Annotated in this window: 28 protein-coding genes; 22 read left to right on the top strand and 6 right to left on the bottom strand. The window is 62.2% G+C overall.

Annotation, left to right across the window (positions count from 1 at the left end; all coding sequences use genetic code 11):
* Positions 1 to 97: 97 nt before the first annotated feature.
* On the bottom strand, positions 98 to 526 hold the full coding sequence (locus ACR3FC_RS20790) for a MerR family transcriptional regulator (protein ID WP_424991138.1): 429 nt from the start codon (positions 524 to 526) through the stop codon (positions 98 to 100).
* Positions 527 to 697: 171 nt separating this feature from the next.
* On the opposite strand from ACR3FC_RS20790, the gene ACR3FC_RS20785 reads away from it, so the two are divergent.
* From ACR3FC_RS20785 to lnt, 10 genes are read left to right on the top strand one after another with little or no spacing between them, the layout of a single operon-like run.
* Positions 698 to 1,300, top strand: a complete 603-nt coding sequence (locus tag ACR3FC_RS20785) for an SCO family protein (protein ID WP_234702897.1) — start codon at positions 698 to 700, stop codon at positions 1,298 to 1,300.
* A gap of 5 nt (positions 1,301 to 1,305) precedes the next feature.
* Positions 1,306 to 1,728, top strand: a complete 423-nt coding sequence (locus ACR3FC_RS20780) for a disulfide bond formation protein B (RefSeq protein WP_009573598.1) — start codon at positions 1,306 to 1,308, stop codon at positions 1,726 to 1,728.
* Complete coding sequence (locus ACR3FC_RS20775) at positions 1,725 to 2,384, top strand: DsbA family protein (RefSeq protein WP_038008353.1); 660 nt, start codon at positions 1,725 to 1,727, stop codon at positions 2,382 to 2,384. The genes ACR3FC_RS20780 and ACR3FC_RS20775 overlap by 4 nt, the downstream gene beginning before the upstream one ends.
* A 23-nt stretch (positions 2,385 to 2,407) precedes the next feature.
* The gene (locus ACR3FC_RS20770; protein ID WP_038008351.1) at positions 2,408 to 2,875 is read left to right on the top strand and encodes a copper chaperone PCu(A)C; all 468 of its coding nucleotides are present in this window, start codon (positions 2,408 to 2,410) and stop codon (positions 2,873 to 2,875) included.
* Entirely contained in the window at positions 2,875 to 3,501 is a 627-nt protein-coding gene (locus tag ACR3FC_RS20765) for an SCO family protein (protein ID WP_038008350.1), read from the top strand. Before ACR3FC_RS20770 ends, ACR3FC_RS20765 begins: the two co-directional genes overlap by 1 nt.
* Positions 3,498 to 4,871: a M23 family metallopeptidase gene (locus ACR3FC_RS20760; RefSeq protein WP_038008349.1), complete on the top strand. Its 1,374-nt coding sequence runs from the start codon at positions 3,498 to 3,500 to the stop codon at positions 4,869 to 4,871. The genes ACR3FC_RS20765 and ACR3FC_RS20760 overlap by 4 nt, the downstream gene beginning before the upstream one ends.
* A 3-nt stretch (positions 4,872 to 4,874) precedes the next feature.
* Positions 4,875 to 5,330: a DUF411 domain-containing protein gene (locus ACR3FC_RS20755; RefSeq protein WP_038008346.1), complete on the top strand. Its 456-nt coding sequence runs from the start codon at positions 4,875 to 4,877 to the stop codon at positions 5,328 to 5,330.
* Between the two features lie 12 nt (positions 5,331 to 5,342).
* Complete coding sequence (locus tag ACR3FC_RS20750; protein WP_038008344.1) at positions 5,343 to 6,125, top strand: ZIP family metal transporter; 783 nt, start codon at positions 5,343 to 5,345, stop codon at positions 6,123 to 6,125.
* Between the two features lie 28 nt (positions 6,126 to 6,153).
* Positions 6,154 to 6,612, top strand: coding sequence for a signal peptidase II (lspA, locus tag ACR3FC_RS20745; protein WP_018001715.1), 459 nt, complete (start codon positions 6,154 to 6,156; stop codon positions 6,610 to 6,612).
* Complete coding sequence (lnt, locus tag ACR3FC_RS20740; protein WP_038008340.1) at positions 6,579 to 8,186, top strand: apolipoprotein N-acyltransferase; 1,608 nt, start codon at positions 6,579 to 6,581, stop codon at positions 8,184 to 8,186. Before lspA ends, lnt begins: the two co-directional genes overlap by 34 nt.
* Here lnt and ACR3FC_RS20735 read toward each other — a convergent pair.
* Entirely contained in the window at positions 8,167 to 8,679 is a 513-nt protein-coding gene (locus ACR3FC_RS20735) for a L,D-transpeptidase family protein (protein WP_038008338.1), read from the bottom strand. The two genes, lnt and ACR3FC_RS20735, sit on opposite strands and share 20 nt — an antisense overlap.
* A 63-nt stretch (positions 8,680 to 8,742) precedes the next feature.
* Entirely contained in the window at positions 8,743 to 11,097 is a 2,355-nt protein-coding gene (locus ACR3FC_RS20730) for a heavy metal translocating P-type ATPase (RefSeq protein WP_038008337.1), read from the bottom strand.
* 182 nt (positions 11,098 to 11,279) lie between these two features.
* On the opposite strand from ACR3FC_RS20730, the gene ACR3FC_RS20725 reads away from it, so the two are divergent.
* Entirely contained in the window at positions 11,280 to 11,564 is a 285-nt protein-coding gene (locus tag ACR3FC_RS20725; protein ID WP_038008335.1) for a hypothetical protein, read from the top strand.
* A 25-nt stretch (positions 11,565 to 11,589) separates the two neighbouring features.
* Here ACR3FC_RS20725 and ACR3FC_RS20720 read toward each other — a convergent pair whose 3' ends face one another.
* Positions 11,590 to 12,255, bottom strand: a complete 666-nt coding sequence (locus ACR3FC_RS20720) for a L,D-transpeptidase (RefSeq protein ID WP_038008334.1) — start codon at positions 12,253 to 12,255, stop codon at positions 11,590 to 11,592.
* Positions 12,256 to 12,785: 530 nt separating this feature from the next.
* Complete coding sequence (locus ACR3FC_RS20715; RefSeq protein WP_038008333.1) at positions 12,786 to 13,856, bottom strand: hypothetical protein; 1,071 nt, start codon at positions 13,854 to 13,856, stop codon at positions 12,786 to 12,788.
* A gap of 299 nt (positions 13,857 to 14,155) precedes the next feature.
* Here ACR3FC_RS20715 and ACR3FC_RS20710 point away from each other — a divergent pair, with 299 nt between their 5' ends.
* The 11 genes from ACR3FC_RS20710 (at position 14,156) to ACR3FC_RS20660 (ending at position 26,310) form a co-directional block, all read left to right on the top strand.
* Complete coding sequence (locus ACR3FC_RS20710; protein ID WP_480478343.1) at positions 14,156 to 16,327, top strand: ParB/RepB/Spo0J family partition protein; 2,172 nt, start codon at positions 14,156 to 14,158, stop codon at positions 16,325 to 16,327.
* A gap of 126 nt (positions 16,328 to 16,453) precedes the next feature.
* A complete protein-coding gene (locus ACR3FC_RS20705; RefSeq protein ID WP_480478341.1) occupies positions 16,454 to 16,834 on the top strand; it encodes a DUF3768 domain-containing protein in 381 nt (126 codons plus the stop codon).
* A 116-nt stretch (positions 16,835 to 16,950) separates the two neighbouring features.
* Positions 16,951 to 17,223, top strand: coding sequence for a hypothetical protein (locus ACR3FC_RS20700; protein ID WP_027246195.1), 273 nt, complete (start codon positions 16,951 to 16,953; stop codon positions 17,221 to 17,223).
* A gap of 103 nt (positions 17,224 to 17,326) precedes the next feature.
* Positions 17,327 to 17,710, top strand: a complete 384-nt coding sequence (locus tag ACR3FC_RS20695) for a DUF6878 family protein (protein WP_027246194.1) — start codon at positions 17,327 to 17,329, stop codon at positions 17,708 to 17,710.
* Between the two features lies 1 nt (position 17,711).
* Positions 17,712 to 18,188 carry a DUF6915 family protein gene (locus ACR3FC_RS20690; RefSeq protein WP_027246193.1) on the top strand — a complete coding sequence of 159 codons (477 nt, stop codon included), beginning with the start codon at positions 17,712 to 17,714 and terminating at the stop codon, positions 18,186 to 18,188.
* A gap of 106 nt (positions 18,189 to 18,294) precedes the next feature.
* On the top strand, positions 18,295 to 18,939 hold the full coding sequence (locus ACR3FC_RS20685; protein WP_027246192.1) for a hypothetical protein: 645 nt from the start codon (positions 18,295 to 18,297) through the stop codon (positions 18,937 to 18,939).
* Between the two features lie 50 nt (positions 18,940 to 18,989).
* A complete protein-coding gene (locus tag ACR3FC_RS20680) occupies positions 18,990 to 19,241 on the top strand; it encodes a type II toxin-antitoxin system ParD family antitoxin (protein ID WP_480478339.1) in 252 nt (83 codons plus the stop codon).
* A complete protein-coding gene (locus ACR3FC_RS20675) occupies positions 19,234 to 19,533 on the top strand; it encodes a type II toxin-antitoxin system RelE/ParE family toxin (protein WP_027246190.1) in 300 nt (99 codons plus the stop codon). Before ACR3FC_RS20680 ends, ACR3FC_RS20675 begins: the two co-directional genes overlap by 8 nt.
* Before the next feature lie 126 nt (positions 19,534 to 19,659).
* Positions 19,660 to 24,057 carry a strawberry notch-like NTP hydrolase domain-containing protein gene (locus tag ACR3FC_RS20670; RefSeq protein ID WP_480478337.1) on the top strand — a complete coding sequence of 1,466 codons (4,398 nt, stop codon included), beginning with the start codon at positions 19,660 to 19,662 and terminating at the stop codon, positions 24,055 to 24,057.
* Positions 24,054 to 25,100 carry a DUF7146 domain-containing protein gene (locus ACR3FC_RS20665; protein ID WP_480478335.1) on the top strand — a complete coding sequence of 349 codons (1,047 nt, stop codon included), beginning with the start codon at positions 24,054 to 24,056 and terminating at the stop codon, positions 25,098 to 25,100. Before ACR3FC_RS20670 ends, ACR3FC_RS20665 begins: the two co-directional genes overlap by 4 nt.
* A gap of 298 nt (positions 25,101 to 25,398) precedes the next feature.
* Entirely contained in the window at positions 25,399 to 26,310 is a 912-nt protein-coding gene (locus ACR3FC_RS20660; RefSeq protein WP_027246187.1) for a DUF2493 domain-containing protein, read from the top strand.
* Positions 26,311 to 26,391: 81 nt separating this feature from the next.
* Here ACR3FC_RS20660 and ACR3FC_RS20655 read toward each other — a convergent pair whose 3' ends face one another.
* A complete protein-coding gene (locus ACR3FC_RS20655; RefSeq protein WP_232237211.1) occupies positions 26,392 to 26,757 on the bottom strand; it encodes a hypothetical protein in 366 nt (121 codons plus the stop codon).
* Positions 26,758 to 26,781 lie beyond the last annotated feature (24 nt).

The raw sequence follows: 26,781 nt of genomic DNA, 5'->3' as shown, positions 1-26,781 counted from the left end.
TTGTCTAGCGGCCATTTTGTGGTTCCAGCTTGTGTTGTAGGACACATTAACTTCTGCGGCTGATCTGCGTTCCAGCCGGAATGTTGGCTGAATTCCTTCAGGCCCCGATTTCCTCGTGCTCGGTCAAGCATTCCGAATGGTCCCGCAACACCTCAAGCACCTTGCAATCTCCCGTCCGCCCGCCGCTGCATTCGTGAACCATGCGTTTCAGTTCCGTGCGCAGCGCCTTCAGGCGGGCCATGCGCTGCTCCACCTGTTTGAGCTGGCGACGCGCGATGGCATCTGCCTCGTCGCAGGGGCGGTTGGGATGGTCGCTGAGGTCGAGCAGCTCGCGGATCGCATCGAGCGAAAAACCGAGTTGCCGCGAATGGCGGATGAAGGACAGTCGGTCGAGCTGTGCATTGTCGTAGCGCCTCTGTCCGCCTTCGGTCCTGCCAGGTTCGGGCATGAGTCTGATCTGTTCGTAGTACCGGATGGTCTGCACTTTTGTGCCAGTCTTCTTTGACAGAGTACCGATCGTGAGCATTTTCGCCTCCATGAAAAAGATACAGTTTGTGTAGGTTTTGACGTCGGAATAAACAAGTGTCGGATTCACAGACGCGTGAGTTCAAGCTATACCATGATTTCGTGCTTGAACCTCTAGCAGCTAGAGGATGTATCCGCACAGGCAATAAGAATCAAAATCAGGCGAACAGGATTGTCCCTTACATCGGCACAGAAGTTTCTTTGGGTTTTGGCAGGCGTGGCAGCGCTTGCCTTCGTATGGCTTTTGCTATGGTCCGATTATCGTGCCGATAGCGCCCGAACCGACGCCGAACCGCCTTTTTTCGCTGAGTTCGAACTGACGGACCACCAGGGTATGGTTCGAACCGAGGAGGACTTTGCGGGGCGCTGGATGCTGGTTTTTTTCGGCTTTACCAACTGCCCCGACGTCTGCCCGACGACCCTATCCGAGGTCGCGGCGGTGATGGACGGTCTGGGCGACGATGCCGCCAAGGTCCAGCCGATTTTCATAACAATCGACCCTGAACGAGACACGCCCGCAGCACTCGCCGAATACGTCCCGCTGTTCGATGCGGGCATCATCGGGCTGACCGGCACGCCGGAACAGATCGCCGCCACATCCGAGACCTTTCCGATCTTCTTCGAACGCGTCGAAGAGGCTGCGGCGCCGGATGGTTACACGATGGGCCACACGTCGCATCTGTTCCTCTTCGATCCCGACGCGGGCTTCGCCGACTCGTGGCCCTACGGCACCTCCGCCGAAGAGATCCTCGCCAATCTGGAAGAGAGGATCTGACCGACATGAACCGTATGTCCGGAGAAACAGCCCTCGGGCTGGCGTGGATCATCGCGCTCGTCGCCTCGCTTGCCGTGCTTTTCATCGGCGAGGTGCTGGGGCAGACGCCCTGTGTGCTGTGCTGGTTCCAGCGCGCCTTCATGTTCCCCTTGGCCATTGTCCTCGGGCTCGGCCTTTGGTGGCGGGACGGCCGCGTGGGGCGCTACGGCATCGCATTGGCGCTTGGCGGCGGCGCAATCGCCCTCTGGCACATGGGGCTGTACGTCGGTCTTGTTCCCGAACGCGTCCAGCCCTGCACGGCCACCGGCCCCTCTTGCACCGATGACAACCAACTGGTCTTCGGCATCCCGATCCCGCTGATGGCGCTCGCCGCCTTCGCGCTGATCGGGGCGCTGTCGGCCCTTTCATTAAAGGACACACGAACATGAATCGACGCGGCCTGATCCTGTCCGTTCTTGCCCTCGGCGCCGCCGGTTTCGGCGGAGCCACCTGGTTTGCAAACCGCCCCGGCCCAGTGGCCGAAGCGGAGCCCGTTGCTCCGGAACTTGCGGAGGCGATGATCCGCCCCTACTCGCCCATCCTCGGGCCTGCGGATGCGCCCGTCACGATCGTCGAATTCTTCGATCCGGCCTGCGAGGCCTGTCGCGCCTTTCATCCCATCGTGAAGGACATCATGGCCGAGCATGGGGAAGCTGTCCGCGTCGTGATCCGCTACACGCCCTTCCACGGCGCGGCATCCGAGGAAGCCATCCGCGTGCTCGAGGCGGCGCGCATGCAGGACGTTTACGTGCCGGTGCTCGAGGCCGTTCTGCGGGAACAGCCGAGATGGGCGTCGCACGGTGCCCCGGCGCCCGGCCTAATCCTACAGGTCGCCGCCACGGCCGGGCTCGATGCCGAGGCCGCGCGCACGCAAATGCTGGCACCGGGTGTAGTGGCGATCCTGAATCAGGATCGTGCCGATGTAGAGACCGTGGGAATTCGCCAGACGCCCACATTCTTCGTGAACGGCAAGCCGCTCGATCCGTTCGGGGAGGCAGAACTGCGGCGATTGGTGGCTGCCGAAGTCACTTCCGCGCAAAAATGAATGGAAAGGGCAGGATCAAAACGATGAAAAAGCATATTTTGACCGGCACATTGACTGCGCTTTTGACCCTAGGAGGGCTCTCAGTGCCCGCGCTGGCCGGACCCGAGGATGTTGTCGTCGAGAACGCGTGGTCCCGCGCCTCTATCGGGATGAACCGCCCCGGGGCCGCATACATGACGATAAGCAACACCGGCGACGAGCCGGTGACGCTGATCGGCCTTACAACTCCGCTCGCGATGATGCCCGAAATTCACGAGACGAAGACAAATGCCGAGGGTGTGAGTTCCATGAGCCCGGCGGGGGAGATCGCGATCGCCCCGGGCGAGAGCGTCGCGCTCGAACCGGGGGGCCTGCACGCAATGCTGATGCGGCTACAAGAACCGATGACGGAAGGGGACACCTTTCCGCTGACCCTGCTTTTCGACGACGGAGGCGAAGTGACGGTCGAGGTGCCGATCCTCGGCATCGCCGCGCGGGGGCCAGAGGACTGATGCGGCGACGGGCGATCCTGGGGTACGGCGCGGCTGGTGTCGGGGCGGTCGCCCTGATGCTCTTCGTCGGTTGGTGGCAGGTCGATGGACCCGGTGGACCCGAACCTGTCGGGCAGCGGCCTGTGGCCCTGACCGAAATGGATTTCCGTCTGACGGATCATGAGGGCAACGCGGTCGGGCCAGAAACCCTGATCGGTCGCCCGACGATGGCGTTCTTCGGCTTCACCTACTGTCCCGATGTCTGCCCGACCACGCTCTCGGACATTTCGGGATGGCTCGACGATCTGGGAGACGAGGCCGACGAGATGAACGTGGTTTTCATCACGGTCGATCCCGAGCGCGACACTGTCGAAACGATGGCCGAATATGTCGGCTACTTCCATCCTGGGATACGTGGCTGGACGGGACCGGAAGAGCAGATCGCGCGCGTCGCGGACGGCTTCCACGCCACCTACGAAAGGGTGCCGACGGAGAGCGGCGATTACACGATGAACCACAGCGCGAGCGTCTTCCTGTTCGCAGCCTCTGGGCGGTTCGTCACCATGATCGACTATCACGAACCCAGAGAATTCGCGGTGCCGAAAATTCGCCGCGCGCTGGAAGAAGAAATGGAGGGGGCGACATGAGGCTCAGAACTTTGGCGGCTTGTGTCGCAATTGCGGGGACGGTTTCCGGGGCAGCTATCGTCATCTCCGGTGTTTTCTCGAAAGAACCCGTGCCGCCGAAACTTGCCTCGGCAGGTAATTGGATGCCCCAAGGTCCTGAAGCCCCCCAGAACGTTGACATCCTCGTGACGCTGCCCGTGACGGTATGGGCAGAAGATGCACCCGACCTCGGCCCCCTGCCCCTTCTGCAGGTCGCGTTTGCCGACAGGCCCGTGCAGGCGATCGAGCCACCCCTGTCGACATGGTCGCGCAACATTGCACCTGGCGAGACGCTCGATTTCTTGCTGTCTGAAGCTGGTCTTGCGGCACCTGACAGAGCCGAAGTTGCCCTTGCGCTTGGCGCGGAATACGATCTGCGACGGCTGCGGCCGGGGCACTCGGTCACTGTTGCTTCGACCATGGACGGCAGCCCCCGCACCGTCTCACTCGCCGTCGAGGACGGGGTTCGGATCGAGGTGGTTTTCGGCGAGCAGTTGTCCACACAGGTCGTGGCTCCGGATCCGGAGATCGTAACCCTTGCCGGCGAAGCCGTGATCGACAGCTCGATCTTCGCGGCACTCGACGAAGCCGGCATACCCGCCCGTTTTTCCGTGGACCTTGCGCAGATGCTGGGAGGGACCGTGGATTTCCGCCGCGAGATGGCCGGCGGCGAAACACTAAGGCTTCTCTGGCGTGAGGCGCGGGTCGGCGAGGACAGGATCGGACAGCCCGAACTCGCCTTCGCCGCACTGGACATCGGCGGTTCGCTCTACGAGATCGTATGGCCTGACGACGGCAGCGGTCAGGCGACGATCTACGTCGATGGCGAGGTGCTGCGCGTCTTCGCACAGCCGGTCGAGGGTGCGCGCCTCAGCTCGGTGTTCGGGCGCCGCACGCATCCGGTCTTTGGCAACGTCCGGATGCACACCGGCGTCGATTTTGCAGCGGCACGTGGGACACCGGTTCAAGCGACGGCACCGGGGCGGGTCAATTTCATCGGCTGGCGCGGCGGATATGGTCGCGTGGTCGAAATCTTGCACGGCTCCGACACCATGACGCGCTACGCGCATCTGAGCGCCGTGCCGGAAGACTTGGCACAAGGCCAACGCGTTGCGGCGGGAGACGTGATCGGCCGCGTCGGCGCGACTGGCACGGCGACAGGTCCGAACCTGCACTACGAAGTCCTCGTGGATGGGCGCCCGACTGACCCCCTCGCTGACGACCGGCTCGCCGAAGCAGCCGAGAGCGAAGCGGATGATACCGCCGCGCTCTCGCGTCTGGCCGAGGCGCGCGCGCTTCTGAATGAAAACCTCGGCAGCGAGATTGCCGAAACGACAACCGAAAGGCTCTGACCCATGAAACGCATGACCCAAGCTCTTGCCATCACGCTCGCCCTGTTCCCGGCGGCACAGGCCCTCGCAGAGGCAACGGCGATCGACGTCCGCAAGACCAACGGTTGCGGCTGCTGCCTCTCGTGGATGAACCATCTCGAAGAGAATGGCTTTGCGCCGACCGGCCAGGACATGTTCGGCGGGTTGCTGGTTCGCTTCAAGCTCGACAACGGCGTGCCGCAGCGCATGGTCTCCTGCCACACCGCGCTCATTGATGGCTACGTGATCGAAGGCCATGTCCCGGCCGCTGACATCCGCCGCCTTCTCGAGGAGCGCCCGGACGCCGTCGGCCTCGCCGTTCCGGGGATGCCCTATGGCTCGCCCGGCATGGGGCCAGAAGACGACCGCGAGGCCTATGATGTCTTCCTCATCCGCAAGGACGGGTCGACGGAAGTCTTTTCGAGCTACGCCGAAGGATAATCTGGCCCGCCCATGGAAAATCTGTCTCCGATAATGCTCGGCTTTCTCGGAAGTCTCGCCGCCGGATCGCTCACAGCAGTCGGAGCAGTTCCTGTGCTGTTCGGGCGCATCCCGTCTCGGGCCACACGCGATCTGTCGCTCGGCTTCGCTGCCGGTGTGATGCTCGCCGCTTCTTTCTTTTCGCTGATCATCCCGGCATTGGATGCGGCGGAGCCGATGTTCGAAAACGGCGCGATGCCTGCGGCCATCGTATGCGTTTCGATTCTTCTGGGCATGGGGGCTGTCGCCCTGATGAACGAAAAGCTGCCGCACGAGCACTTCAAGACGGGACGCGAAGGGCCCGAAGCGGCGTCTTTGCGGCGGGTCTGGTTGTTCATCATTGCGATCACGATCCACAACTTCCCCGAAGGCCTTGCCGTGGGGGTCGGCTTCGGATCCGGAGGTATGGAGGGCGGTCTGCCGCTCGCCATCGGCATCGGGCTTCAGAATGCGCCCGAAGGATTGGCCGTCGCTGTATCTCTGCTGGGCGAGGGATATCCGAAGCTGCGCGCCTGGGGCATCGCGGCGCTGACGGGCATGGTCGAGCCGATTGGCGGTTTGCTCGGGGCCGGCATCATCACACTGTCGGAACCGCTGCTTCCATGGGGTCTGGCCTTTGCCGCGGGCGCAATGCTCTACGTCATTAGCCACGAAATCATCCCCGAAACCCATCGCAGCGGCCATCAGAACAGGGCGACGCTCGGTCTCGCAGTCGGGCTCGTTCTGATGCTGTTCCTTGATGTCTGGTTGGGATGAGGCAATGTCACTAAACAAGGTATCTCCGATGATCGGCGTCTTCGCAGCACTTGCTGCGTTCGCGATCGATCAGATCACCAAAGCCATTGTCGTTGCGAATGCCGTCACTTTAAGCGCCGGAATTCCCGTGTTTCCGGGATTCAACCTCGTCTTTTATCGTAATGACGGCGTGACTTTCGGGATGTTGGGCGGCGCGCCGTGGTGGAGCCTCATCGCTTTCGCTCTTGCCATCTGTGTTTGGCTGGGGGTTATGCTGTTTCGCGCCGACAATGCGGTGGAAACGCTTGCCTACGGTGCGATCATTGGCGGAGCCCTAGGCAATGTCATCGATCGTGTGCGGTATCGGGCTGTAACAGACTTTCTCGATTTCTACATTGGCACAACACATTGGCCTGCCTTCAACTTGGCCGATGTATTTGTCGTCAGTGGCGTGGGGCTCTTGCTCGCCGCGCCATGGATCAGCGCGCGGCGTTCGATCAAGTCGTGAAGCCGGAAATTCTGAACCGCATCGCTCTGCGCCACCGTTTTCTTTCGCGGATGACGCTTGGTTTCGCCGCCGGGGCGATGACCGTTCTGACTTTCCCGCCTCTTTCGATTCTCCTGCTCGTTCCCGTTGCCTATTCCGCGTTGTTTGTCGGGCTTCGCGATCTCTCCTTCGGGCGCGCTTTCCTCGTCGGCTGGGCGTTTGGTCTCGGCCAGTTCGGTTTCGGGATTTGGTGGATCGCGGAAAGTTTCTACGTCGAGGCCGAGCGGTTTGGGACGATGGCGATTCCGGCGGTCGCGGGATTGTCCGCAGGTCTCGCGATTTTCCCAGCCATTGCCGCTGCGCTTTTTGCCGAAATCGCGCGGCGCGGAACCATGGGCAGTCTCTTGGCCTGCCTCCTGTTCGCGACCTCCTGGACCGTGGCCGAGTGGTTGCGTGGTCACGTTCTGACAGGGTTTCCCTGGAATCTGGCCGGTTACGCACTTGTAGACTACGCCGCCCTTCGCCAGACCGCCGCCTGGGTCGGAAGCTATGGGCTAAGCTTTCTCACCGTGTTCGTCGCGGCACTTCCCGGCGCGGCTGTCATGGCGTCCGGGCGGCAACGATTGACCGTTTCGCTCATGGCGCTGGCCGGCATCGCGGCTATGTGGGCCGTCGGCACGCTTCGCCTCCAGTCGGATGCACAACAGCCACCCAGTGTCGACCTGCGCATCGTCCAGGGCAACATTCCACAAGAGGAGAAATGGGCGCCCGAGAACCGCGAGGCGACCTTCGCGCGCTATCTTGAGCTTTCAACCCGGCACGGCGATTTCGACGTGCTTCTCTGGCCGGAGACCGCCTTTCCGGGTTTCCTCGATGAGGATACGGAGGCGCGGGCCCGCATTGCCGCTGCGCTAACGGAAGGCAGCGTGCTGCTCACCGGGGTGCCGGACCGTGTACCGAGCGACGATGGCACCCGATATTTCAACACGGTCCAGGCTTTTGGCGCGACCGGCAGAATCCTGACCGGATACGCGAAACACCATCTCGTACCCTTCGGCGAATATGTGCCATTCCGTGGCTGGTTGCCCATCGAGCGGCTCACGGCGGGTCTGGGCGATTTTACGCCCGGACCGGGCCCGCGAACGCTTGCGCTTCCGGGTGTGCCGCTGGTCGCCGTGGCGATCTGCTATGAGATCATCTTCCCAGGTCATGTAGTCGACGACCTGTTCCGACCCGACTGGATCTTCAACGCGACAAACGATGCCTGGTTTGGCAGCAGCATCGGACCTGAGCAGCATCTGGCTTCCGCACGCATGCGCGCCATAGAGGAAGGCCTTCCTGTCATTCGAGCCGCGAATACAGGCATCTCTGCGGTCATCGACGCGAACGGAGAGATCGTTGCGCGGCTCGAGACCGGCGAAACGGGCATCATCGACGCTAGTCTGCCCTCCGCGCGGCCGCCGACACTCTACGCGAGCTTCGGGGACTGGATGCTGTTGGCGCTCATTTTGGCTTCGTGGAGCTGGGCTCTGACGGCCAATGCGACGGCTCATTACCGCCGCATGAGAAAAACCGTCATGCAAAGATCTGGATAGGTGTTCCGTCCTTCACCATTGCATAGATGTCCTCGATCTGCCGATCTGTGACCGCGATGCAGCCAGCTGTCCAGTCGCGGACGTCCGTTGGGTCGATGCCCGGGCGTGGACCACCATGGATGAAGATGTCGCCGCCGGGGGAAAGGCCCTGCGCTTCGGCAAAGGCGATGTCGGCCTCATTCGGATAAGAGATGCCAACTGAAAGATGATAAGTGCTTTCAGGGTTGCGCTTATCGACTACGTAAGCGCCCTCCGGGGTCCGACCGTCTCCCTCAAATTGCTTGTGACCTTCGGGCGCGAAACCCAGCCCGACCGGATAGGTTTGCAATACCCGGTCGACTCCGTCGAGAACAAGCAAGCGCTGCCCCTTGTAGAGCCGAACACGGGTCACCTCGGGTCCGCCATAGCTGCGGAACTTGCTGGCACACCCGGACAAGAACGTTGCCAGCGCGCCTAACAGGACGGCGCGGCGGGGAAATCGGATGGTTTTCACTGCTCGATGCCTCTTTCGTGAGGTCTGATATGGACATTACGTTACCCTGCAAATGCTGCCTGATCAATGTCCGTGGGCAAGCGCGGCCTTTGTCATCTGTGGACCAACCTGTTCACCGCCGGACGGCGGCGCCTTGGCCTCTTGGCTGTTAAGCAGGCGCAGGGCGTTGGCCACCACCAGCAATGACACTCCTACGTCGGCTGCAATAGCGCCCCACATCGATGCCACTCCGAACGCAGTAGCGACGACGAAAACGCCCTTGGTCGCCAAGGAAATACCGATGTTCTGATGAATGATCGACACTGTCCGGCGCGAATGACCGATCAGCCAAGGCACCTTGCCGAGGTCGTCGGTCATCAGGGCAATATCCGCCGTCTCGATTGCCGCGTCCGAACCAACAGCACCCATCGCGATGGCGTAATGCGCACGTGCCATGGCGGGGGCGTCGTTCACCCCGTCGCCGATCATGGCCACCATGTCATGCGTTTCGACCAGTTCTTCGATGGCAGTCACCTTGTCTTCGGGCAGAAGCTCGGCGCGGACCTCGTCGATGCCGACCTCGGCGGCAACGGCGCGCGCTGTCCGCTCGTTGTCGCCCGTCAGCATGACGATGGTCTTCACGCCTTGCGCGTGGAGCTGTGCCACGATGCCCTTGGAGTCGGGGCGGATACGGTCGCGCAATTCCAGGATGCCGGTGACGCCGGTGTCGTCGCCCACGGCAACAAGGGTGCTGCCGGCCCCTTCGATGCGGTCGCGCAGATCCTTCGGAATGGCGTCGCCGAAACCCTTCTCCTCGGCAAACCGGTCGGACCCTAGCCAGATCGACCGGCCGTCTGTGCGTCCTTCAAGTCCCCTACCTGGAACGGTTCGGGTATCTTGCGCGGCGGACACATTGATGCCGTCGGCTTCTGCCCGCGCGAGAATGGCGCGCGCCAAGGGATGCGAGGAACGTGCCTCCAGCCCAGCGGCGAGGGTCATCAGATCTTGCGCCGATGCTTTGCCCAGCGGATGCACCGCCGCCACCTCCGGCTCGCCCATGGTGATCGTGCCGGTCTTGTCAATGGCCAGTGCAGTGGTCTTGCCCGGTGCCTCAACATATGCACCGCCCTTGATCAGCACCCCAGCCCGCGCTGAGGCGGTGAGTGCGGCGACGATGGAGACCGGTGTCGAGATGACCAGAGCACACGGGCAGGCGATCACCAGCAGCACGAGTGCATTGTAGAACCAATAATCCCAGGCCCCACCGAAAATGAGCGGCGGCAGCAGGGCAATTGCAATGGCGAGAGCCATGACGATAGGCGTGTAGATGCGGGCGAACTTCGCCACCCACTGCTCCACCGGCGCGCGGCGGGCATGGGCGTCACCGACCATGCGGATGATCTTGGCCAACACGGTATCCGAGGCGGCCTTCGTGGCGCGCACCGTCAGTGTGCCTTCGCCGTTGATCGTACCGGCATAGACTTCGTCGCCCCGTTCCTTTGGGACCAGCGCACTCTCTCCGGTGATTGGCGCCTGATCGACGGCCCCTGCCCCATCGACAACCTCACCATCCAATGGGATGCGGTCTCCGCCGCGCACGACGAAACGTGCGTTGATAGCAACCGCAGAAGCCGGAACGTCCGCTTCTGAGCCGTCATCATTAAGAACTCTTGCCGTCGGCGGCGCCAGGTCGAGCAGAGCTGAAACCGCATTCCTCGCACGCCCGACGCTCCAGCTTTCGAGGTAGAGCGAGAGCGAGAAGAAGAACGCGACTGTCGCCGCCTCGAAAAATTCGCCAAGCCCGATGGCACCGGCCACGGCGACCACCATGAGCAGGTTCATGTCGGGCGACAGCCGCCGAGCGGACGACCATGCCTTGGGTGCCACGAGCCAGACACCGAACAGGATCGCAACCGCGAACAGCCCTGCCTCGACCAGTGGCATCGGCGCTTCGCCGTGACCCGCGAAGAGGCCGAGCGCCCCGCCCATGCCGGTCTCGATGATGTGCCACAGAAATCCCGCGGCCCAGAAGCCTCCACTGAGCGCCGTAAACAGCCGCTGTCTTGCAAGATGGGCCGCCTGGTCGACCGACGCGTTCTCGGCATCCCAAGGCTTGGCGGTCATGCCGGTGCTTGCGACCAGTTCTGCAATTTCGCCGTCCGATAAACTCTTGGCGCTGTCGAGAATAGTCATCCGCCCATTGATCACGTCGAACGCGAGATGCTCGGCCCCGCCGATCTTCGGGCCGACCACCTTGTTTAGGATTGCTACCTCCTCGGCGCAATCGAGGCCGGACACCTGAAAACTGCGCCCGCCCGCTGGCGCGGGGGTCGCCGGAACGATGTCGCCGCACGTTCCGGCGCTCCTGCAGCAGCTGCCGCCGCTTGTCTGGGCATCTTCGGCGTGATCGTGGTCGTGACGATGGGTGTCGGGCGGCATGAATGGACCTCTGGATTCGGGTGCTTTACCATGACATAGCCCCTACAGTAGCTAGAGCTTCAAGAGCAAAATACGGTGGTATTTCAGTTTGTTTTATTGCTAGAGGATGCGGTGACTGGCTCTATCACGCCTTGAGGCATGAACAGCCGCTGCAAAGAAAAACAGTCACGAAAGGAAGCTGAATGCGGGTTTTGATGCTGAAGCAAAAAATGATAGGCGCAGTGGCGCTGTCGCTCACGGCCGGGTGCGCAGTCCAGCCGACTGGACCGGGCGACGCGGCAAAACAGGGGGGCAACGTTCCCGAAGCCGTGATTGCAATGGCTGGCCCGGATCAGGATGTTGCAACCGCGCGCTTGGTGCCGGAAGACGGCTGCTATTGGTACGAACACAGCGGCCCCGTCGAGACGACCTTGCTGCCGCTGCGCACGGCGAACGGCAATCGTATCTGCACCCCTCGCGAAACTTAGCTACGTTTGCCGACCGCTGCTTGGCTTAGCTGCGGGCAGTGACGCTGTCCTCTGCCGAGTAAAGATAGGCCGTAGAGCCGGTTTCGACGTTCGGGTAAAGGTTATTGATATGCGCCATAACCATCCGTACGCAACCCGAACTTGCGCGGCCACCGATACTTCGTGGGCTCGGAGTGCCATGGATGCGCAGAAGGGTATCGCGATCCCCGACGTAGAGATACAGCGCCCTTGATCCAAGCGCGTTTTCCGGTCCCGGTTCCATGCCATCGGCAATGTCAGCATAAAGTTCGGGGTCGCGATTGATCATGCTCTGTGTCGGTTGCCAGTGCGGCCACCTGACCTTGCGCTTGATGGTATAGACACCCGGCTCGTAGAGGTTCCCCCGCGCGATCGCCACGCCATACCGCATCGCTGTTCCACCATCTTCGATATGGTAGAGATACCGCGCGACCGCGTCGACATGGATATCTCCTGGCACGAGACCAGCCTTCGCAAGGACTCGTTGCGGCAGGAACCGCGGGTGCAAATCCCAGGGATTGGAGGTTTCGGGGACATAATTTGGAGGCGTCACCTGTGCGTCCCATTCAGCCTTCTGCGCCTCGGTGGGCCAGCTATCGGCAAACGTCACGCCGGGAACGGTCGCAGAAAATAGCGCCGTTGTTGTTTGAATGAAGTGTCGTCTTGTCAGCATGTCGTACCCTTTCGGTTCTCACCGGCGATTGATGGCAAGAACGGTATGTGTTCTCCTTGAACAGATAGGACTTCTAGTGGCTAGAGGTTCAAGGGCAAATTTTCGTAAGTAAACATGCGATCCTTGCAGTTTCCAGTTTGCTAGGGAGGAGAAAACTGCTCGCACGATACCTGGTCCGAAGTTGCGCAGCGACAATTCGTTAAGTCGCAGATTGTCTGGAAATTTAGGCACAGCGGCTTCGATATCGCGACCATGAGATCGGGAACGTCACGGCACAGGGAACTTACGCCACTCGCAAATGCTACGATGCCATCTCTGGCTCCGGCTCTCATTCCGTTATTTCGCCCGTTACAACCTTCACCCACTGGAGCTTCAAGCGATCAATTGTCACAAAAACGTGAGACGAATGGCTAACGAACGCTTTGGGCTGGAAAAGCCTTTTCGCATTCGAACGGAAAGTGGCTTAAACGATCATCTGGGGCGGCACTAAAGCGTGCCAGGTCAAGCCGGTGTCAGCCTCGACAAATGACCTATATTAGGTCAGCTTTCCACATGCGATACCTCCCGTGCCCCGTCACCTCGCGGATCAAACCGCTTGCCTCCATCCATGCGAGATTGCGCTGAACGGCGGCGCGGCTGGCTCCGGTCATGGCCTCAGCCATCGGGGCGGAGACCAAGGGCCATTCCGTGAAAACCTTTCGCAAGGCAACCGGCGTGCGGCCAGATAATTGCGCCATGACGTTTTCTGCCCGCCCGATCCACACTTCAATATCATCAAGTGTTCGCATCGCCGTAAGAATTGCGCTGTTCATCCCATCCAACCAGCGGGCCAAACGCTCGGGTGGCAAGCCCGAAACGCGCAGCCCCCCGGCCCCGGCCATAGCGAGCGGCGCGAAGATGGCACCGCTTCCATCGCTGGTCGCGATCCTGGACGCGGTGACGGCAGCTTCGATCTGGTCGCCGTGGCGTCCGAGGCCCGCCAAGCTCCACAGGTGATACCCCATGCACGCCCGCGTGATCGGGTGGAGACCCTTTGCGGCTGCCATGACGTCCAGCCACCCACCCGCGCGATCCTTGAAACGCTCAGCGCTGTCTTCAATGTTCTCGGGATCGCGGCGATCCAGGAAGGCGGCCAAGTCAGCTTTCGGTCCAGGACCGCCTGTTAGGCGCCGAACAGCCCATCCAACTCTTGCCAGTGCATTTGGGTCATCCTGTGCACCTGACAGCCGCATCGATATCCAGAGCGCCAGACGATCAGAACTCACCCGATCCCCTGCGAACCAGCTGAGATCCGCTGCCTCGATAAGAGCGAGGCGATGCCGCCAGCCTTCCGGGCCACGCAGCAGCCGGTCATCCAGAGCTCCCAGGCGTCCAGCCACTCTTGCCAGTCGCGCAGCGTGAACGCCTTCTGCTTTTGCCCAGTCTTCGACGACAGCAGTGTCGGGCGGTTCCGCCCGTGGCCCTGGAGGCAAATCATCCGGTTCTTCTTCAAGTGACCTAGGTAGAAACCAGAGATCGTCTTCGTGAGCCTCTTCATCCTCCTCGATGGTGATAAGGGGGTCGTCGTAATCATCAGTCAAAGAAGAGGCTTGCGTCATCATGTGTGCAAAATACTGATTTTTTGCACATTGCCCAGGCGTTTTTGTGGCCGCTGCCTGCGCCCTTTATATAGTACGAGCGCGCGACTGCAGGTGAAACCTCTCAGATCGCTTTCAGCGCAAGGAAACCAAAGGTTTTTGGACGAGCACGACGAGAGAGCACCTACTTGCATTTGTTTACAAACGGTCGATTGTTCACGTGATCCGCATTTGTAAAGAGCCAGAGAAAGGGAAGCCCGGGTGCCGGGCTTGAAAGGATAGAGAGAGGCTCTTCCGGGTCCGGCATGACAAGGACCCTGATCATGGCCAAGACCACGACCCGATCGAAACCCGCCACCAAGAAAAAGACCGAAGGCACCGGACCGGCAACGCCCGACGGCGCCGCCGGCGTCCGGATGATCTCACTCGACCAGTTGGAGCCGAGCCCGCTCAACGTGCGCAAGGTTGCGGCAAGCGCCAGCGATGACGCCGAGCTCCTTGCCAGCATTCGTGAGACAGGCATCAAGCAGAACCTGGTGGTTCATGCTCTGTCTGAGACACGTTTTGCGGTCGATGCTGGCGGCCGCCGCCTCAAGGTGCTGAAGCAGCTCGCACAGGACGGCGTCATTCCCGTTGATCACCCGGTGCCCTGCCTCGTCGAAGATGAGCGCAATGCTGTCCTCACCTCCGCCACGGAAAACCTCCAGCGCGCGGCGATGCACCCGGCCGACCAGTTCGAGGCCTTTGAGGCGATGATCGGCGAGGGGCGCAGTGAAGACGAGATCGCCCTGAAGTTCGGCGTCTCGGTCGACCTGGTGCGCCGCCGGCTTAAGCTTGCCCGTGTCGCGCCGGAAATCATCGAGCAGTTCCGTGCCGGTGATCTGACCCTCGAATGCGTCATGGCCTTCACGTTGACCGACGACCATGATCGCCAGCTTGCGGTCTGGAACGCAGTGAAGGGCGGCTATCACATCCATCCACAGAGCATCAAACGCCAGCTGACCGAGACGGCGCATTCGGCGAACTCGGCCCTCGGGCGCTTTGTTGGCATCGAGGCCTATGAGGTGGCGGGCGGTATTCTGCTACGCGATCTCTTCGACGACCGTGCGAGTGCCCATATGGAAAACCCCGAACTCCTCGAGCGCCTCGCCATTGAGAAACTTCAGGCTGCGGCCAAACCCTTCGAGGCGGCGTGGAAATGGGTCGAAGTGCATCTCTCGGTGGACTACGGCGCGTTTCGCAGTTTCGGGCGGGTCTATCCACAGGATATCGACCCCGATCCGGACCTGCTCGCCGAGGAAGAGCGTCTGATTGCGCGCGAGGAAGAACTGGCGGCGCAGAATGACGGTGAGGATTGGACCGACGCCGAAACCGAGGAATACTACGCCATCGAGCCGCGCCTGCGCGAGATCGAGGCCTTGCAGCGCGAGCGGCAACCTTACGCAGACGAAGACCGCGCTATCGCTGGCGTCGTTCTGACCATCGGTCATGACGGGGCGTTGCGCGTCGAGAAAGGACTCGTGCGACCGGAGGATATTCCCGCTGCGCCGGAACCTGACGAGACCACCGCAGATGCGGATGGCGCCCCCTCCCCTGCCCGCCCACACGTGACGCCGCCGACCTCCTCCACGCCGGTGCCGAGCTCCGACCCGGCCGCGACGTTGCGCAAAGCCGATGGAATTTCGGCGAGCCTTGCTGATGATCTGCGTGCCACGCGTCAGCACATCCTGCGGGCGCATCTGGCGGCGGATTTCGAGGTGGCGTTCGACGCGATGCTCTACGCGCTCTGCGAGCAGGCTATGGGGCGGTCCTACAACAATGAGGCGCTCGATATCTCGATCCGGCCCTTCCAGGCGCAGAACCGCGAGGTTCTGCATGTGGACACCGTCGCCCAGAAGATGCTCGAGGCGCTGGAGCAGGACCTCGCCACCGACTGGATGAAGCTGGAGAAACCCGAGGACTTCCGGGCCATGTCGGTGCTGCCTATTGCCGACAAGCAGGCGCTTTTCGCCTGGGCGACGGGTCTGGCGGTCAAACCGCAGCTCTCCTCCGACAATCGCCCCTCCCCGATCATCGAGGAGATTGGCGCGCGGCTCGATGTCGATGTGGCGGCCTGCTGGCGCCCGACCGCGCAGAACTACTGGGGTCGGGTCAACAAGGGGCATGCGGTGGCCACTGCGCGCAAGCTGATCGGCGACGACTACGCCGAAGATCGCAATCGCGAGCGCAAGGGCGATATCGCGGCCGCGATGGAACGGGCTTTCGCGGAAACGGCGGGCGAGACGGAAGGGTTCAACGCCGCGACGGTTGCAAAGACGACGCGCTGGCTGCCTGACGGGATGGTCTTTGCCGGTGCGACGGAGGCTGACGCCAAAATGACTGGCGATGCGCCCGAGGCCGAGGAAGGCGACGTGCCCGCGGCAGATCCTCTGGCCGAGGCGGAGAGCGATGAACCATCGTCCTTGCCCGCCTTCCTCAGCGGGGATGCGGCCTGACGCAGCAAACACCGATCTGAACCTGACCTGAGCCTTGGGCCGTCCTCACATCGAGGGCGGCCCTTTCCGGCTGACGGGTTGCCTACAGCCGATATCGGATCGGCTGGCCCGTCCTGGAGATATCCCATGACCACCACACTCGATCTCGATCCCGTTCGGGAAGCCGCGCTGATCGCCGCGCAAAACGATGCGTTTCGCCGCTTGATCCTCGGCACGACCCCTGTCGCCGATGCCCCGCAGGGCCAGTTCGTGATGACACGCGGCGTCGCGGCGCTTGGGCCCGACGCCCAACTGGAGCTAACCCGCCGTGTTGCCGCGTTTGACGGGTTCGATGCCGACAGCGACCCGCAGGGTTGGCACGAGATGGGCGTCATCGACCTCGATGGCACAACCGTCTGGTTCAAGGTCGATTTGTACGACGTCGACTACCAATATGGCTCGCCTGAGCCCTCCGATCCCGCGCAAACGCGCCGCGTCCTGACCCTGCTTCTGCCGTCGGAATACTGACGCCCTCCACCCCCAATCGCCGCCCTGGACCGCCCTTGCACAAAGGGCGGTCCTTTCGGGCTGGCGGGTTCCAAGGGGTGCGATGATCGCGTCCGGCCTGCTGCAGGAGACCAGAGATGGCCAAGACACTCGACTACCAGATCACCCTCTATCCCGCGCATCGTGACGGCGCCTTCGTTGTTACCCAGTTCCAAATGCTGGGGAGCTACCCCGAAAAGCGCATCCAGGCCGCTGGCATGGATGACCTGATCGACAAGGTGACGCAGTTCGCAATGGAGCACGGCGAAAGCTGTAGCGCTTCAGTGCGTTGTCTCGCCCCGCGCAAACCTCCGGGGTTCAAGCGCGCGACTGAGAACCTCTATTTCAACCTGGTTGACCGGACGGCTTAAAACCGCGGTGACGCTGCGGCCTGAAGCCCCCCCAAAGGAAACTCCCGGGCGGCCTGGCTGAGCGGGCGCCCTCCCCTTCCTTCAATTCCAAAGGACCAAAGACATGACACAAGCGACTGATTTCTACGCGCAGAAGCTCGAATCCCAGAGACGTGCTGCCGAGCAGCGGGCCGAGACCCGTGCGGCGCTTCTCTCCGAGCTGCGCGCCCTCGGCGTGACCAGCATCGAGGTGCAATACGAAGGCTACGGAGATTCCGGCAACGTTGAGGATGTCGTGGTGACGCCTGATGCGATCACCCTGACGGAGGAGTTGCGACGCCGGGTCGAAGACTTCGGCTGGGATTTTGCCTACGCACTAAGCCCCGGCTTCGAGAACAACGAAGGCGGCTATGGCGAACTGACCTGGGTGCTCGAGGTCGATAAGATCGATGTCAGCCACTCGAACCGCTATGTCGAGACCAACACCACCGAACACGAGGGGCTCTGACATGGCCCATCCTCTCCATCACGCCGAAAGCTCGGCCCGTAAGTTTGGCGGTGTTCCGGATGATTACCAACATGTGCATGATTGGTTCGATGCATCCAAAGAGCACCTGGCCCTCTTCGTTCACAGAGCCTATCGTCATCATACGGCCGGGGTCTATGATGCTCAACGAATTTTCGGCCACAGCCTGATCAACAGCGCGGGCCGGGTCGTCCCGATCCGCTGGATCGGCGAGCAGCATGTGCGCGAGGATTGCCAGGGGCGCATCCCGTCGCTGGCGGACTGGCTCGGGCGCATTCAGCCGGAACCGTGGATGGCCAATGGCCGGATCGACAATGATCCGACGCAGATCGGCAGCGATCCGCGCGCGGCTTGGGTCGCGGCGGTCTCCAATCACCAGACCATTCTCGGCTTCGAGGATTGGCTGCTGAAGGTCTCGGTCGAGCACGTCCAGCATCGCGAGAACCGCGCCGCCGCCTGATCCATGGGGGCAATGACGCCAACGCCCCTCGGAAAGCACTCTGATCGACCCGCTCGAGCCACTACCGGCCGGGCGGGTCGATTTCGTTTCAAGAAAGGACATCGATATGCACGACCCTGTCTATGAGGAGGCCCACCGCGGCCACACCATCAAGATCTACCACGACCCCGACGCTGAGAGCCCGCGGGAGTGGTCCAACCTCGGCACGCTGATTTGTTGGCACCGCCGATACCGCCTGGGTGACAGCCACTCCTTCGACAGCCCCGAGGCGTTCTTGCGCGATCTCTCGGGCATCTCAGCGCAGAGCGACCTTTCGATGGACCAGCTGCGGGACCGCGCCGAACGCAAGTCCGTCCTGCTGCCCGTGTTTCTCTACGACCATTCCGGCCTCGCAATGAACACGATCGGGTTCCATTGCCCGTGGGATTCCGGTCAGGTCGGTTACGTCTATGTGACGCTCGAGGCGGTTCGGAAAGAGTTCGGTGTGAAACGCGTCACCAAGGCGCTGCGCGAGAAGGCTGAAGACATCCTGCGCGGCGAAATCGTCAGCTACGATGCCTATCTCGGCGGCCGGGTCTATGGCTATGTCATCGAGCAGGACGGCGAGGAGATCGATGCCTGCTGGGGTTTTTTAGGGCACTATGAGTTGGACTGCCTGTCCGAGGCACGAGCATTTGTAGACCAAATGAACTTGCGAGAGGCACACTGGCCCGCCGCCGCCGAGCAGGGCGCAAGCCCAGCCCCGAGTTGAAATGCCCGCAATACTCATATATCTTATTCATGCGTATTCCGGAGATGAGAATGGCAAGCACAAGCGTGACACTCGGCCCCCATTGGGATGAATTTATCGCCCTGATGCTGAAAGAAGGCCGATACGGCTCGACTAGCGAGTTGATCCGCGCTTCCTTGCGTCTGATGGAAGAGCAGGAAGGTCAGCGGGCGCGGCTTCGCGTTGCGTTGATGGAGGGCAAGCAATCCGGCTACGCGGGTCCGCTCGATATGGATGAGATCAAGCGCGAGGCGCGGCGCCGCTCCGGCGCTCCTGATGCGTGACATCCATCTCTCCCAGGCCGCAAGATCCGATCTCGTCGACATCTGGGCCGAGACATACCGACAGTGGGGCGCGGCGCAGGCAGACCGCTATCTCGACGACATCGATCGTGCCTTGCAGGGGCTGATCGCCAATCCTCAAATGGGGTCTGACTGCTCTGATCTTCTGCAGGGCGCACGCAAATTGATCACGGGTCGGCACCTGGTTTTCTACGAGGTGGGTCGGGACAGGATATTCGTGATCCGGGTCCTGCATCAATCCATGGACGTGCCGCAACATCTGCGTCCGGCCTGACATCGGACAAACACGCAGCGGGGCTCTGCCATGAAAGAGCAAAAGACAGGACGGGAGGGGTGACCCCTCCCGGGTGAGAGAGTGCGCGCGGGGCTTGGGGCCAACCCTCAACCCCGGAGATTGCCGATGAACGCTCACCCCCATTCCGTCCAGCTTGCAACCGAGCCCGAAGCCCCTGCCCGACGCGAGGCCTCGGGTTTCGCCCAACACCTTATGCAGGTTGCGAGAACCCTCGTCCCCCTGTTCGAGGCAGGCAGGTCCATCGACGCCGCCGCCCTTCGCGCCGCCATGGAAGAGGCCTTCGGCGTCAGCGACACGAGTGGCGCCTGGGTCTGGAAGGACGCCTATGAGGCCGCCGAGACCGCCCAGATCCTGATGCTTTCGCGCTACGGCGCGCTGATGCAGCGCCAGGCACCCTCGCCGCAGGCCTTTCTTTACATGATCGAGCGTCTCGCCGGTCTAGCGCCGTCCCACACGCGGCGCTCTGAGGACAGCGTCCGTCTGCAACAATTCTCAACGCCTTTGCCGCTCGCAGCCATCGTTGCGCAGGCGGCAGGGTTTCGGGCCGAAGATCTGGTGCTGGAGCCCTCTGCGGGCACCGGCATGCTGGCGATCTTTGTACAAATTGCAGGTGCTCCGCTGGCGCTGAATGAGCTTGCGGAAAATCGCCGCGCCTTGCTGGAAAACCTGTTCCCCGGTGCCGTCGTCTCGGATCACGATGCCGCCTCGATCGACGACCGGCTTGATCGCTCGATCATGCCCTCGGTCATCGTGATGAACCCGCCGTTTTCTGCGGCCAACCATGTCGAGGGCCGGTTCCGGCAGGCAACCAGCCAACATGTGCTTTCCGCCCTGGCGCGCCTTGCACCGGGTGGGCGTCTTGTCGTCATCACTGGCGAAAGCTTCCGACCCTCGACGAAATCCTTCCAGTCGACATTCCAGCGGATTGGCCAGAGTGCCGATGTGGTGTTTTCTGCCGCCATCGATGGCAAGGTCTTCGCGCGACATGGCACCACGATCGACACGCGGCTGACCGTGATCGACAAGCGCACGGTCGGCGAACAAGAGAAAGCTCCGGACGACATCGAGGCCGCCTATCATCCGATCTGCGCGACCACGGCCGATCTCCTCGCGTCTGTTCTGACTAACTGCCCGGAGCGCCGCAGCCCCCCGCCCTGCCCTACTAGTTCGGCGTTGTCGGTTCCGTCCAGCCCGACGCGTACGAACCTGCATGCCCTGCGCAATGCCGCCCGCAAGGAAACCCGTGCGCTCGCCGAGGAACGTGCGAGGCATCCGTTCGGCGACATCCAGACGGTCCCGCTCGACTACCTGCCGAAAGCCTGGAGTGAACCCGAGGGCACGCTGCAGGACACGGTTTACGAGGCCTATGACCTGCAGGCGATCCGGATCGACGGCGCAGCGTTGCACCCGACCGCACTTGTCCAATCCGCCGCCATGGCCTCGGTCCCGCCGCCCGTGCCGACTTATCGTCCCGTCCTGCCGAAGACCCTCGTCGCGGACGGGCATCTTTCCGCGCCGCAGATCGAAAGCGTCATCTACGCGGGCAATGCGCATGAGATGCATCTCAAAGGCTGGTTCAAGCGCGGCGAGGTCGAGGGCCAGCTGATGGCGGCGGCCGAGGGTGATGAGGGGGCCTTTCGCCTGCGCAAGGGCTGGTTCCTCGGCGATGGCACAGGCTGCGGCAAGGGGCGGCAGGTCGCGGGCATTATCTTGGATAACTGGCTGCAGGGACGACGCCGGGCGGTCTGGGTCTCGAAGAGCGACAAGCTCATCGAGGATGCCCGGCGCGACTGGATGGCGCTCGGGGGGCGCGAAAGCGATATCGTGCCGCTCTCGAAGTTCCGTCAGGGCGGCGACATCAGGCTGCCCGAAGGCATCCTCTTCGTCACCTATGCCACCCTGCGGTCGGCTGAACGCGAGGGCAAAGCCTCCCGCCTCGATCAGGTGACGTCCTGGCTCGGCGAAGGGTTCGACGGTGTCATCGCCTTCGACGAAAGCCACGCCATGGCGAATGCTGCCGGCGAAAAGTCCGACCGCGGCGACAAGAAGGCGTCCCAACAGGGCCTCGCTGGCCTCGCGCTGCAGAACGCCATGCCCGACGCCCGCGTGCTCTACGTCTCGGCCACCGGCGCGACGGTTGTCGGCAATCTCGCCTATGCTTCGCGACTTGGCCTTTGGGGCACTGGCGATTTCCCCTTCGTGACGCGGGCAGAATTTGTCGCCGCGATGGAGGCTGGGGGCATTGCCGCCATGGAGATGATCTCGCGCGACCTGAAGGCGCTCGGGCTCTATCTCGCGCGGTCCCTCTCTTATGCCGGGGTCGAATACGAGATGCTGGTGCATGAGCTGACCCCCGCTCAGGTCGCGATCTATGACAGCTACGCCGATGCCTACCAGATCATCCACAACAACCTTGAGGCCGCCCTTCAGGCCTCAGGCATTTCGTCTGAGACGGGCACGCTGAACCCCCAAGCGAAGTCTGCCGCGCGTTCGGCTTTCGAGAGCAACAAGCAGCGCTTCTTTAATCATCTCATCACCGCCATGAAATGCCCCTCGCTGATCCGCGCCATCGAGGCGGATCTGACGGCGAGTCATTCGGCAGTCATTCAGGTGGTGTCGACCAGCGAGGCGGTCATGGAACGCCGCCTCGAGGATATCCCGCCTTCGGACTGGGACGACCTGCAGGTCGATTTTACGCCCAGGGAGAACATCATGGACTACCTGATGCACAGCTTCCCGACGCAGCTCTTCGAGCCCTACACCGACGAGAATGGCGATCTGCGCTCCCGCCCTGCCCTCGATGGCGACGGCAACCCGATTATCTGCCGTGAGGCGGAGCGGCGACGGGATGATCTTGTCGAGCATCTTGGGGCCCTCGCCCCGGTGCAGGGCGCGCTCGACCAGATCCTCTGGCATTTCGGCGGGGATGCGGTCGCCGAGGTCACCGGACGCAAGCGGCGCATCGTGAAGACGCGCGAAGGGCGGCTTAAGGTCGAGAACCGCCCCGCCTCCTCCAACCTCGGCGAAACCCAGGCCTTCATGGATGATGCCAAGCGCATCCTGATTTTTTCCGATGCCGGGGGCACCGGGCGCAGCTACCACGCCGATCTGGGGGCCAAGAACCAGCGCCTCCGGGTGCATTACCTGCTTGAGCCCGGTTGGAAGGCCGACAATGCGATCCAGGGGCTGGGGCGCACCAACCGCACCAACCAAGCGCAGCCGCCGCTCTTCCGCCCCGTCGCGACCAATGTGAAAGGTGAGAAGCGGTTTCTCTCTACCATCGCGCGCCGCCTCGACACGCTTGGTGCCATTACCAAGGGGCAACGCGAGACCGGCGGGCAGAACATGTTTCGCGCCGAGGACAACCTTGAGAGCCCCTACGCGCGCGCGGCACTGCGGCAGTTCTTCTACAAGCTGCGCGCGGGCAAGATCGACGCCTGTTCTTACGCGAAGTTCCAGGAGATGACCGGGCTGACGCTCGATGAGGCGGATGGCACGATGAAGGAAAACCTGCCGCCGATACAGCAGTTCCTGAACCGTTGCCTCGCTCTCCGCATCGACATGCAGGACGCGATTTTTGAGGCTTTCGGCGGGTTCCTCTCGGCCATCATTGAAGATGCGCGCCAGGCGGGCACGCTGGACGTCGGGCTAGAGACCCTGCGCGCCGAGAAATTCGACATTGTCGACCGCAAGGTCATCTTCGAGCATGAGGCGACGGGGGCGACGGCGACCGCCCTGACCGTTGAGCGGACCGATCGCAACGACCCGCTCACCCTGCCCCGCGTCAAGACTATTTGCTCCGATACGAAGGGTGCGACGCTGTGCTGGAACAAGACTTCCAAACGCGCGGCGCTGATGGTGAAGGCGCCGGCCTTCATGGATGAGGACGGCGTGCCGATCCTGCGGGTGAAGCTCCTGCGACCGATGACAACCGAAATCCTCGCCGCCACCGAGTTTTCGAAATCGCACTGGGAAGAGGTCGACGATGCGATGTTCGAACAGCTCTGGCAGGCCGAGGTCGAGGCGGTGCCAGAGTTCACCATCTCGAAAATCACCCTGATCTGCGGGCTTCTTCTGCCAATCTGGGACCGGCTGCCCGCTGAGAACATGCGCATCTATCGCTTGCAGACTGAAGATGGGGAACGCGCTATTGGGCGTCTGGTCAGCCAGGAGCAGCTTCTCAATGTCTACGCGCGGCTCGGGCTCGATTGCCAGATCGAGATGACGCCGCAGGAAGTGCTCAGCGCAGTGATGGAGGCGAAGACGACCCTCAGCCTGCTCGGGGGCTACCAGCTGCGGCGGTCGCTGGTCATGGGACAGCCGAGGCTCGAACTCATTGGGGGGTCAAGCGCGGCCCTGCCCTCTCTGAAGGCCATGGGCTGTTTCACCGAGGTGATCCAATGGAAGACGCGGGTGTTCATCCCGGTGGATGGCATCGAGGTGCTGGCGCGGGTTCTCGCGGTGCATCCTGTTGGTGCCAGCGCAGCGGATACGGCGGCATGAGCGCGCAGCGCAGCATCGCAGACCTCTCGGCCGATCTTGCGAACCGGGTCGAGAGTTTCTGCCGCCAGTATTTCCCCGACGGACGCAAGCAGGGCAACTATTGGCAGGTCGGCGATACCTCTGGTGCCAAGGGGCAGAGCCTCGCCATCCGGCTGCAAGCGCAGGGTGGTCGTAAAGCCGGATCCTGGCAAGATTTCGCGACGGGGCAATATGGCGATCTGATCGATCTGCTGCATGAACGGCTCGGGTCGGTCACGCTTAAGGAAACGCTGAGGGAGGCCCGGTCCTTCCTCGGTGAATCGCCCTGCCCCGCCGTCCCGCACGCGGCCCGAAAGGCTGAGCGCCCGGATGCTGCCTCCGAAAAACGCATCGCGCGGGCGCGGAAGCTCTTTGCCGCCGGCAAGCCGGTGCTCGGCACATTGGCCGCCACCTATCTGCAGAGGCGCAGGATCACACGGCTCGGCCCGGCCCTCAGCTATCACCCCCGGGTCTTTCTGCGGCAAGGCGAGGATGAGAACGCTCCGCCGCAAAAGGCCCCTGCCCTGCTCGCGAAGATCACCGACAATCGGGGTCAGATCACCGGCTGTGCGCGCACATATCTGGACCCGTCGACCGGCGGTTTGGCCGCGATCGAGAGCCCGAAACGGATCCTGGGGCAGCTGCACGGCCATGCCATCCGTTTCTGGTCCGGTACGGGCCGCTCCGACCTCATCGTCGGCGAAGGTCTCGAGAATACCCTTTCGGTCGGCATTGCCCTCCCTGAGTTCGACCTCGCCTCCTGTCTCACCGCCACCCATCTCGGTCTCTTCATCCCGCCGCCGGGGATCAAGCGTATCTGGATAGCGCGGGACAATGACGAAGTTGGACGGAACGCATCCATGAGATTGCGTAACCATCTGGAATCGCTTGGAATTGCTGGTGGTGATCTTGTACCGCAGTTGGACGATTTCAACGACGATCTGCGGGCATTTGGCAGAGATGCGCTGCGCCGGTCCCTGCTCAAGGCCATGAAAGAGCAAGGTCTGAAGGTCGAGGACGAGTGACAGCCAACCTCCTCTCGGATGCCTGACAGAGCAAAGGTTCCGCCGGTTAGATCTGATCCCGTTTGGATAAGGGGAGCGATGGACCGGCGGGTCGGGGCTGAGCGCCCCTCGCCCGGGCAGCAATGCGCCGCTACCCGGAAAATTCCCCTGCCCCTTCGGGCCATTCCTCGCGGGACCAATTTTCCGGCCCGCGGCGCATTCTCCGCTTTGCTCCGATCCTGACGGATGCGGCCCGGTCGCCGCCGGTCCTGGTATCGCCCCATCCAAATCGGGTCAGATCAAACAGAGGAACCAGACCATGCCCCATCAGACAGACATCCAAGAGGAGACCGGCGTGACCTCCGCCATCCTCGACCACCTCGCACTTCACGGCGCAACGCCCGGGCCCGGCGAGACCGATCATCGCCCCCTGCCCCAGCCCGACGAGGTCGAGCTCGCCATAGCGACGCTCTTTGACACCACCATCGGCCTCCTCACCGGCAGCCAGTTGGAAGACAATCTCGAAGAGATGCTCTGGTCCCTCACCTCGATCTTCCATCGCCGGCTCACCCATATCCAGAAGCTCCTCGACGACAACGAATTCGAGGTTCGGGAAAGTCTGGCCAACCAGGACGGTTCCGAGGTCTCCTCGGTCGAACTCGAGCGCCTCCAAATGATTGGGCTGAAGCTCTGGGACCATCGTGACGCTTTCGAGCAGATGCGCGATCTGGCCGTGGAGCATTTCTCGGCCACCACCGGCTCGCCCTGGCTGCCCCGCACGGGATCGAAGGTCTCGCATCGCGGTCTCACTTCCGCCGTGGTGGACAGCCGTGCCTATCTTTCGGCCAAGCGGCGCAAGGAGACCGAAGTGCACTGCCCCGAAGGCACGCGGATCGCCTTCTCGGGCGGGGACTATCAGGCCTACGACCTGATCTGGTCCGTGCTCGATGCCACCCATGCGAAATACCCTGACATGGTGCTCTTGCATGGCGGTACGCCCAAGGGTGCCGAGATGATCGCCGCCCGTTGGGCAGATACCCGTGGTGTCACCCAGGTGGTCTTCAAGCCCGACTGGAAAAGCCACGGCAAGGCCGCTCCCTTCAAGCGCAACGACAAGATGCTCGAGACGATGCCGCAGGGTCTGATCGCCACCCCCGGTTCGGGCATCACCGAAAACATCGTCGACAAGGCCCGCAAGCTCGGGATTCGCATCAAGAGGATCGGGGCTTAGGCCCCGGTTCTACCATGACATCAGTCTGAGCGCCCTGTGCGGTTCGCTCAATGATTTCACAGTTCTGCGTGATTTGGTCTGTCAGACTGCTGAGTGTGTGGATGAGTGTTTCAAGCTGGTCGCTGTAGCGGGACTTCCTAAAGCCTCATGGCGCTCACGTCGTCCAGCGATCAGCGGGATGTTCGCCGAAAGGCAGCCCATGTCGGCCAGGAAACTGACCAATCCGACGATCGTCTTAAACTTGCGCAATTTGAAGACGCTACGGCTCGTGACAAGCATCTTCGCATCCTTGCCATCCTTCGTCACCGCGTGCACGACCCAGGAGCCATACCAACTGTTGTGGCGCTTCTCGGCGGTCTGGTTGCAGATCACCTCAATGAGGTAGCCATCTGAGAGCAGATTGCGCAGGCCATCCTCGGTGACCACATTCGGTGTTGCGCCATCCAACAGCTTATCCCCTTCACATGTGAC

It is taken from the genome of Ruegeria sp. AF3, from assembly GCF_056536285.1.
The sequence above is the reverse complement of the archived record's forward strand: the minus strand, read 5'-3'. Positions and strand labels throughout refer to the sequence as shown.

What these genes read in the sequence shown, in the direction of transcription:
- ACR3FC_RS20715 (WP_038008333.1), bottom strand. Translation starts at nt 13,856, where the DNA reads ATGATGACGCAAGCCTCTTCTTTGACTGATGATTACGACGACCCCCTT.
- ACR3FC_RS20750 (WP_038008344.1), top strand. Translation starts at nt 5,343, where the DNA reads ATGGAAAATCTGTCTCCGATAATGCTCGGCTTTCTCGGAAGTCTCGCC.
- ACR3FC_RS20725 (WP_038008335.1), top strand. Translation starts at nt 11,280, where the DNA reads ATGCGGGTTTTGATGCTGAAGCAAAAAATGATAGGCGCAGTGGCGCTG.
- ACR3FC_RS20780 (WP_009573598.1), top strand. Translation starts at nt 1,306, where the DNA reads ATGAACCGTATGTCCGGAGAAACAGCCCTCGGGCTGGCGTGGATCATC.
- ACR3FC_RS20765 (WP_038008350.1), top strand. Translation starts at nt 2,875, where the DNA reads ATGCGGCGACGGGCGATCCTGGGGTACGGCGCGGCTGGTGTCGGGGCG.
- ACR3FC_RS20730 (WP_038008337.1), bottom strand. Translation starts at nt 11,097, where the DNA reads ATGCCGCCCGACACCCATCGTCACGACCACGATCACGCCGAAGATGCC.
- ACR3FC_RS20685 (WP_027246192.1), top strand. Translation starts at nt 18,295, where the DNA reads ATGCACGACCCTGTCTATGAGGAGGCCCACCGCGGCCACACCATCAAG.
- ACR3FC_RS20790 (WP_424991138.1), bottom strand. Translation starts at nt 526, where the DNA reads ATGCTCACGATCGGTACTCTGTCAAAGAAGACTGGCACAAAAGTGCAG.
- lnt (WP_038008340.1), top strand. Translation starts at nt 6,579, where the DNA reads ATGGATCAGCGCGCGGCGTTCGATCAAGTCGTGAAGCCGGAAATTCTG.
- lspA (WP_018001715.1), top strand. Translation starts at nt 6,154, where the DNA reads ATGATCGGCGTCTTCGCAGCACTTGCTGCGTTCGCGATCGATCAGATC.
- ACR3FC_RS20695 (WP_027246194.1), top strand. Translation starts at nt 17,327, where the DNA reads ATGACACAAGCGACTGATTTCTACGCGCAGAAGCTCGAATCCCAGAGA.
- ACR3FC_RS20690 (WP_027246193.1), top strand. Translation starts at nt 17,712, where the DNA reads ATGGCCCATCCTCTCCATCACGCCGAAAGCTCGGCCCGTAAGTTTGGC.
- ACR3FC_RS20680 (WP_480478339.1), top strand. Translation starts at nt 18,990, where the DNA reads ATGGCAAGCACAAGCGTGACACTCGGCCCCCATTGGGATGAATTTATC.
- ACR3FC_RS20670 (WP_480478337.1), top strand. Translation starts at nt 19,660, where the DNA reads ATGAACGCTCACCCCCATTCCGTCCAGCTTGCAACCGAGCCCGAAGCC.
- ACR3FC_RS20770 (WP_038008351.1), top strand. Translation starts at nt 2,408, where the DNA reads ATGAAAAAGCATATTTTGACCGGCACATTGACTGCGCTTTTGACCCTA.
- ACR3FC_RS20775 (WP_038008353.1), top strand. Translation starts at nt 1,725, where the DNA reads ATGAATCGACGCGGCCTGATCCTGTCCGTTCTTGCCCTCGGCGCCGCC.
- ACR3FC_RS20700 (WP_027246195.1), top strand. Translation starts at nt 16,951, where the DNA reads ATGGCCAAGACACTCGACTACCAGATCACCCTCTATCCCGCGCATCGT.
- ACR3FC_RS20720 (WP_038008334.1), bottom strand. Translation starts at nt 12,255, where the DNA reads ATGCTGACAAGACGACACTTCATTCAAACAACAACGGCGCTATTTTCT.
- ACR3FC_RS20705 (WP_480478341.1), top strand. Translation starts at nt 16,454, where the DNA reads ATGACCACCACACTCGATCTCGATCCCGTTCGGGAAGCCGCGCTGATC.
- ACR3FC_RS20675 (WP_027246190.1), top strand. Translation starts at nt 19,234, where the DNA reads ATGCGTGACATCCATCTCTCCCAGGCCGCAAGATCCGATCTCGTCGAC.
- ACR3FC_RS20660 (WP_027246187.1), top strand. Translation starts at nt 25,399, where the DNA reads ATGCCCCATCAGACAGACATCCAAGAGGAGACCGGCGTGACCTCCGCC.
- ACR3FC_RS20710 (WP_480478343.1), top strand. Translation starts at nt 14,156, where the DNA reads ATGGCCAAGACCACGACCCGATCGAAACCCGCCACCAAGAAAAAGACC.
- ACR3FC_RS20755 (WP_038008346.1), top strand. Translation starts at nt 4,875, where the DNA reads ATGAAACGCATGACCCAAGCTCTTGCCATCACGCTCGCCCTGTTCCCG.
- ACR3FC_RS20665 (WP_480478335.1), top strand. Translation starts at nt 24,054, where the DNA reads ATGAGCGCGCAGCGCAGCATCGCAGACCTCTCGGCCGATCTTGCGAAC.
- ACR3FC_RS20760 (WP_038008349.1), top strand. Translation starts at nt 3,498, where the DNA reads ATGAGGCTCAGAACTTTGGCGGCTTGTGTCGCAATTGCGGGGACGGTT.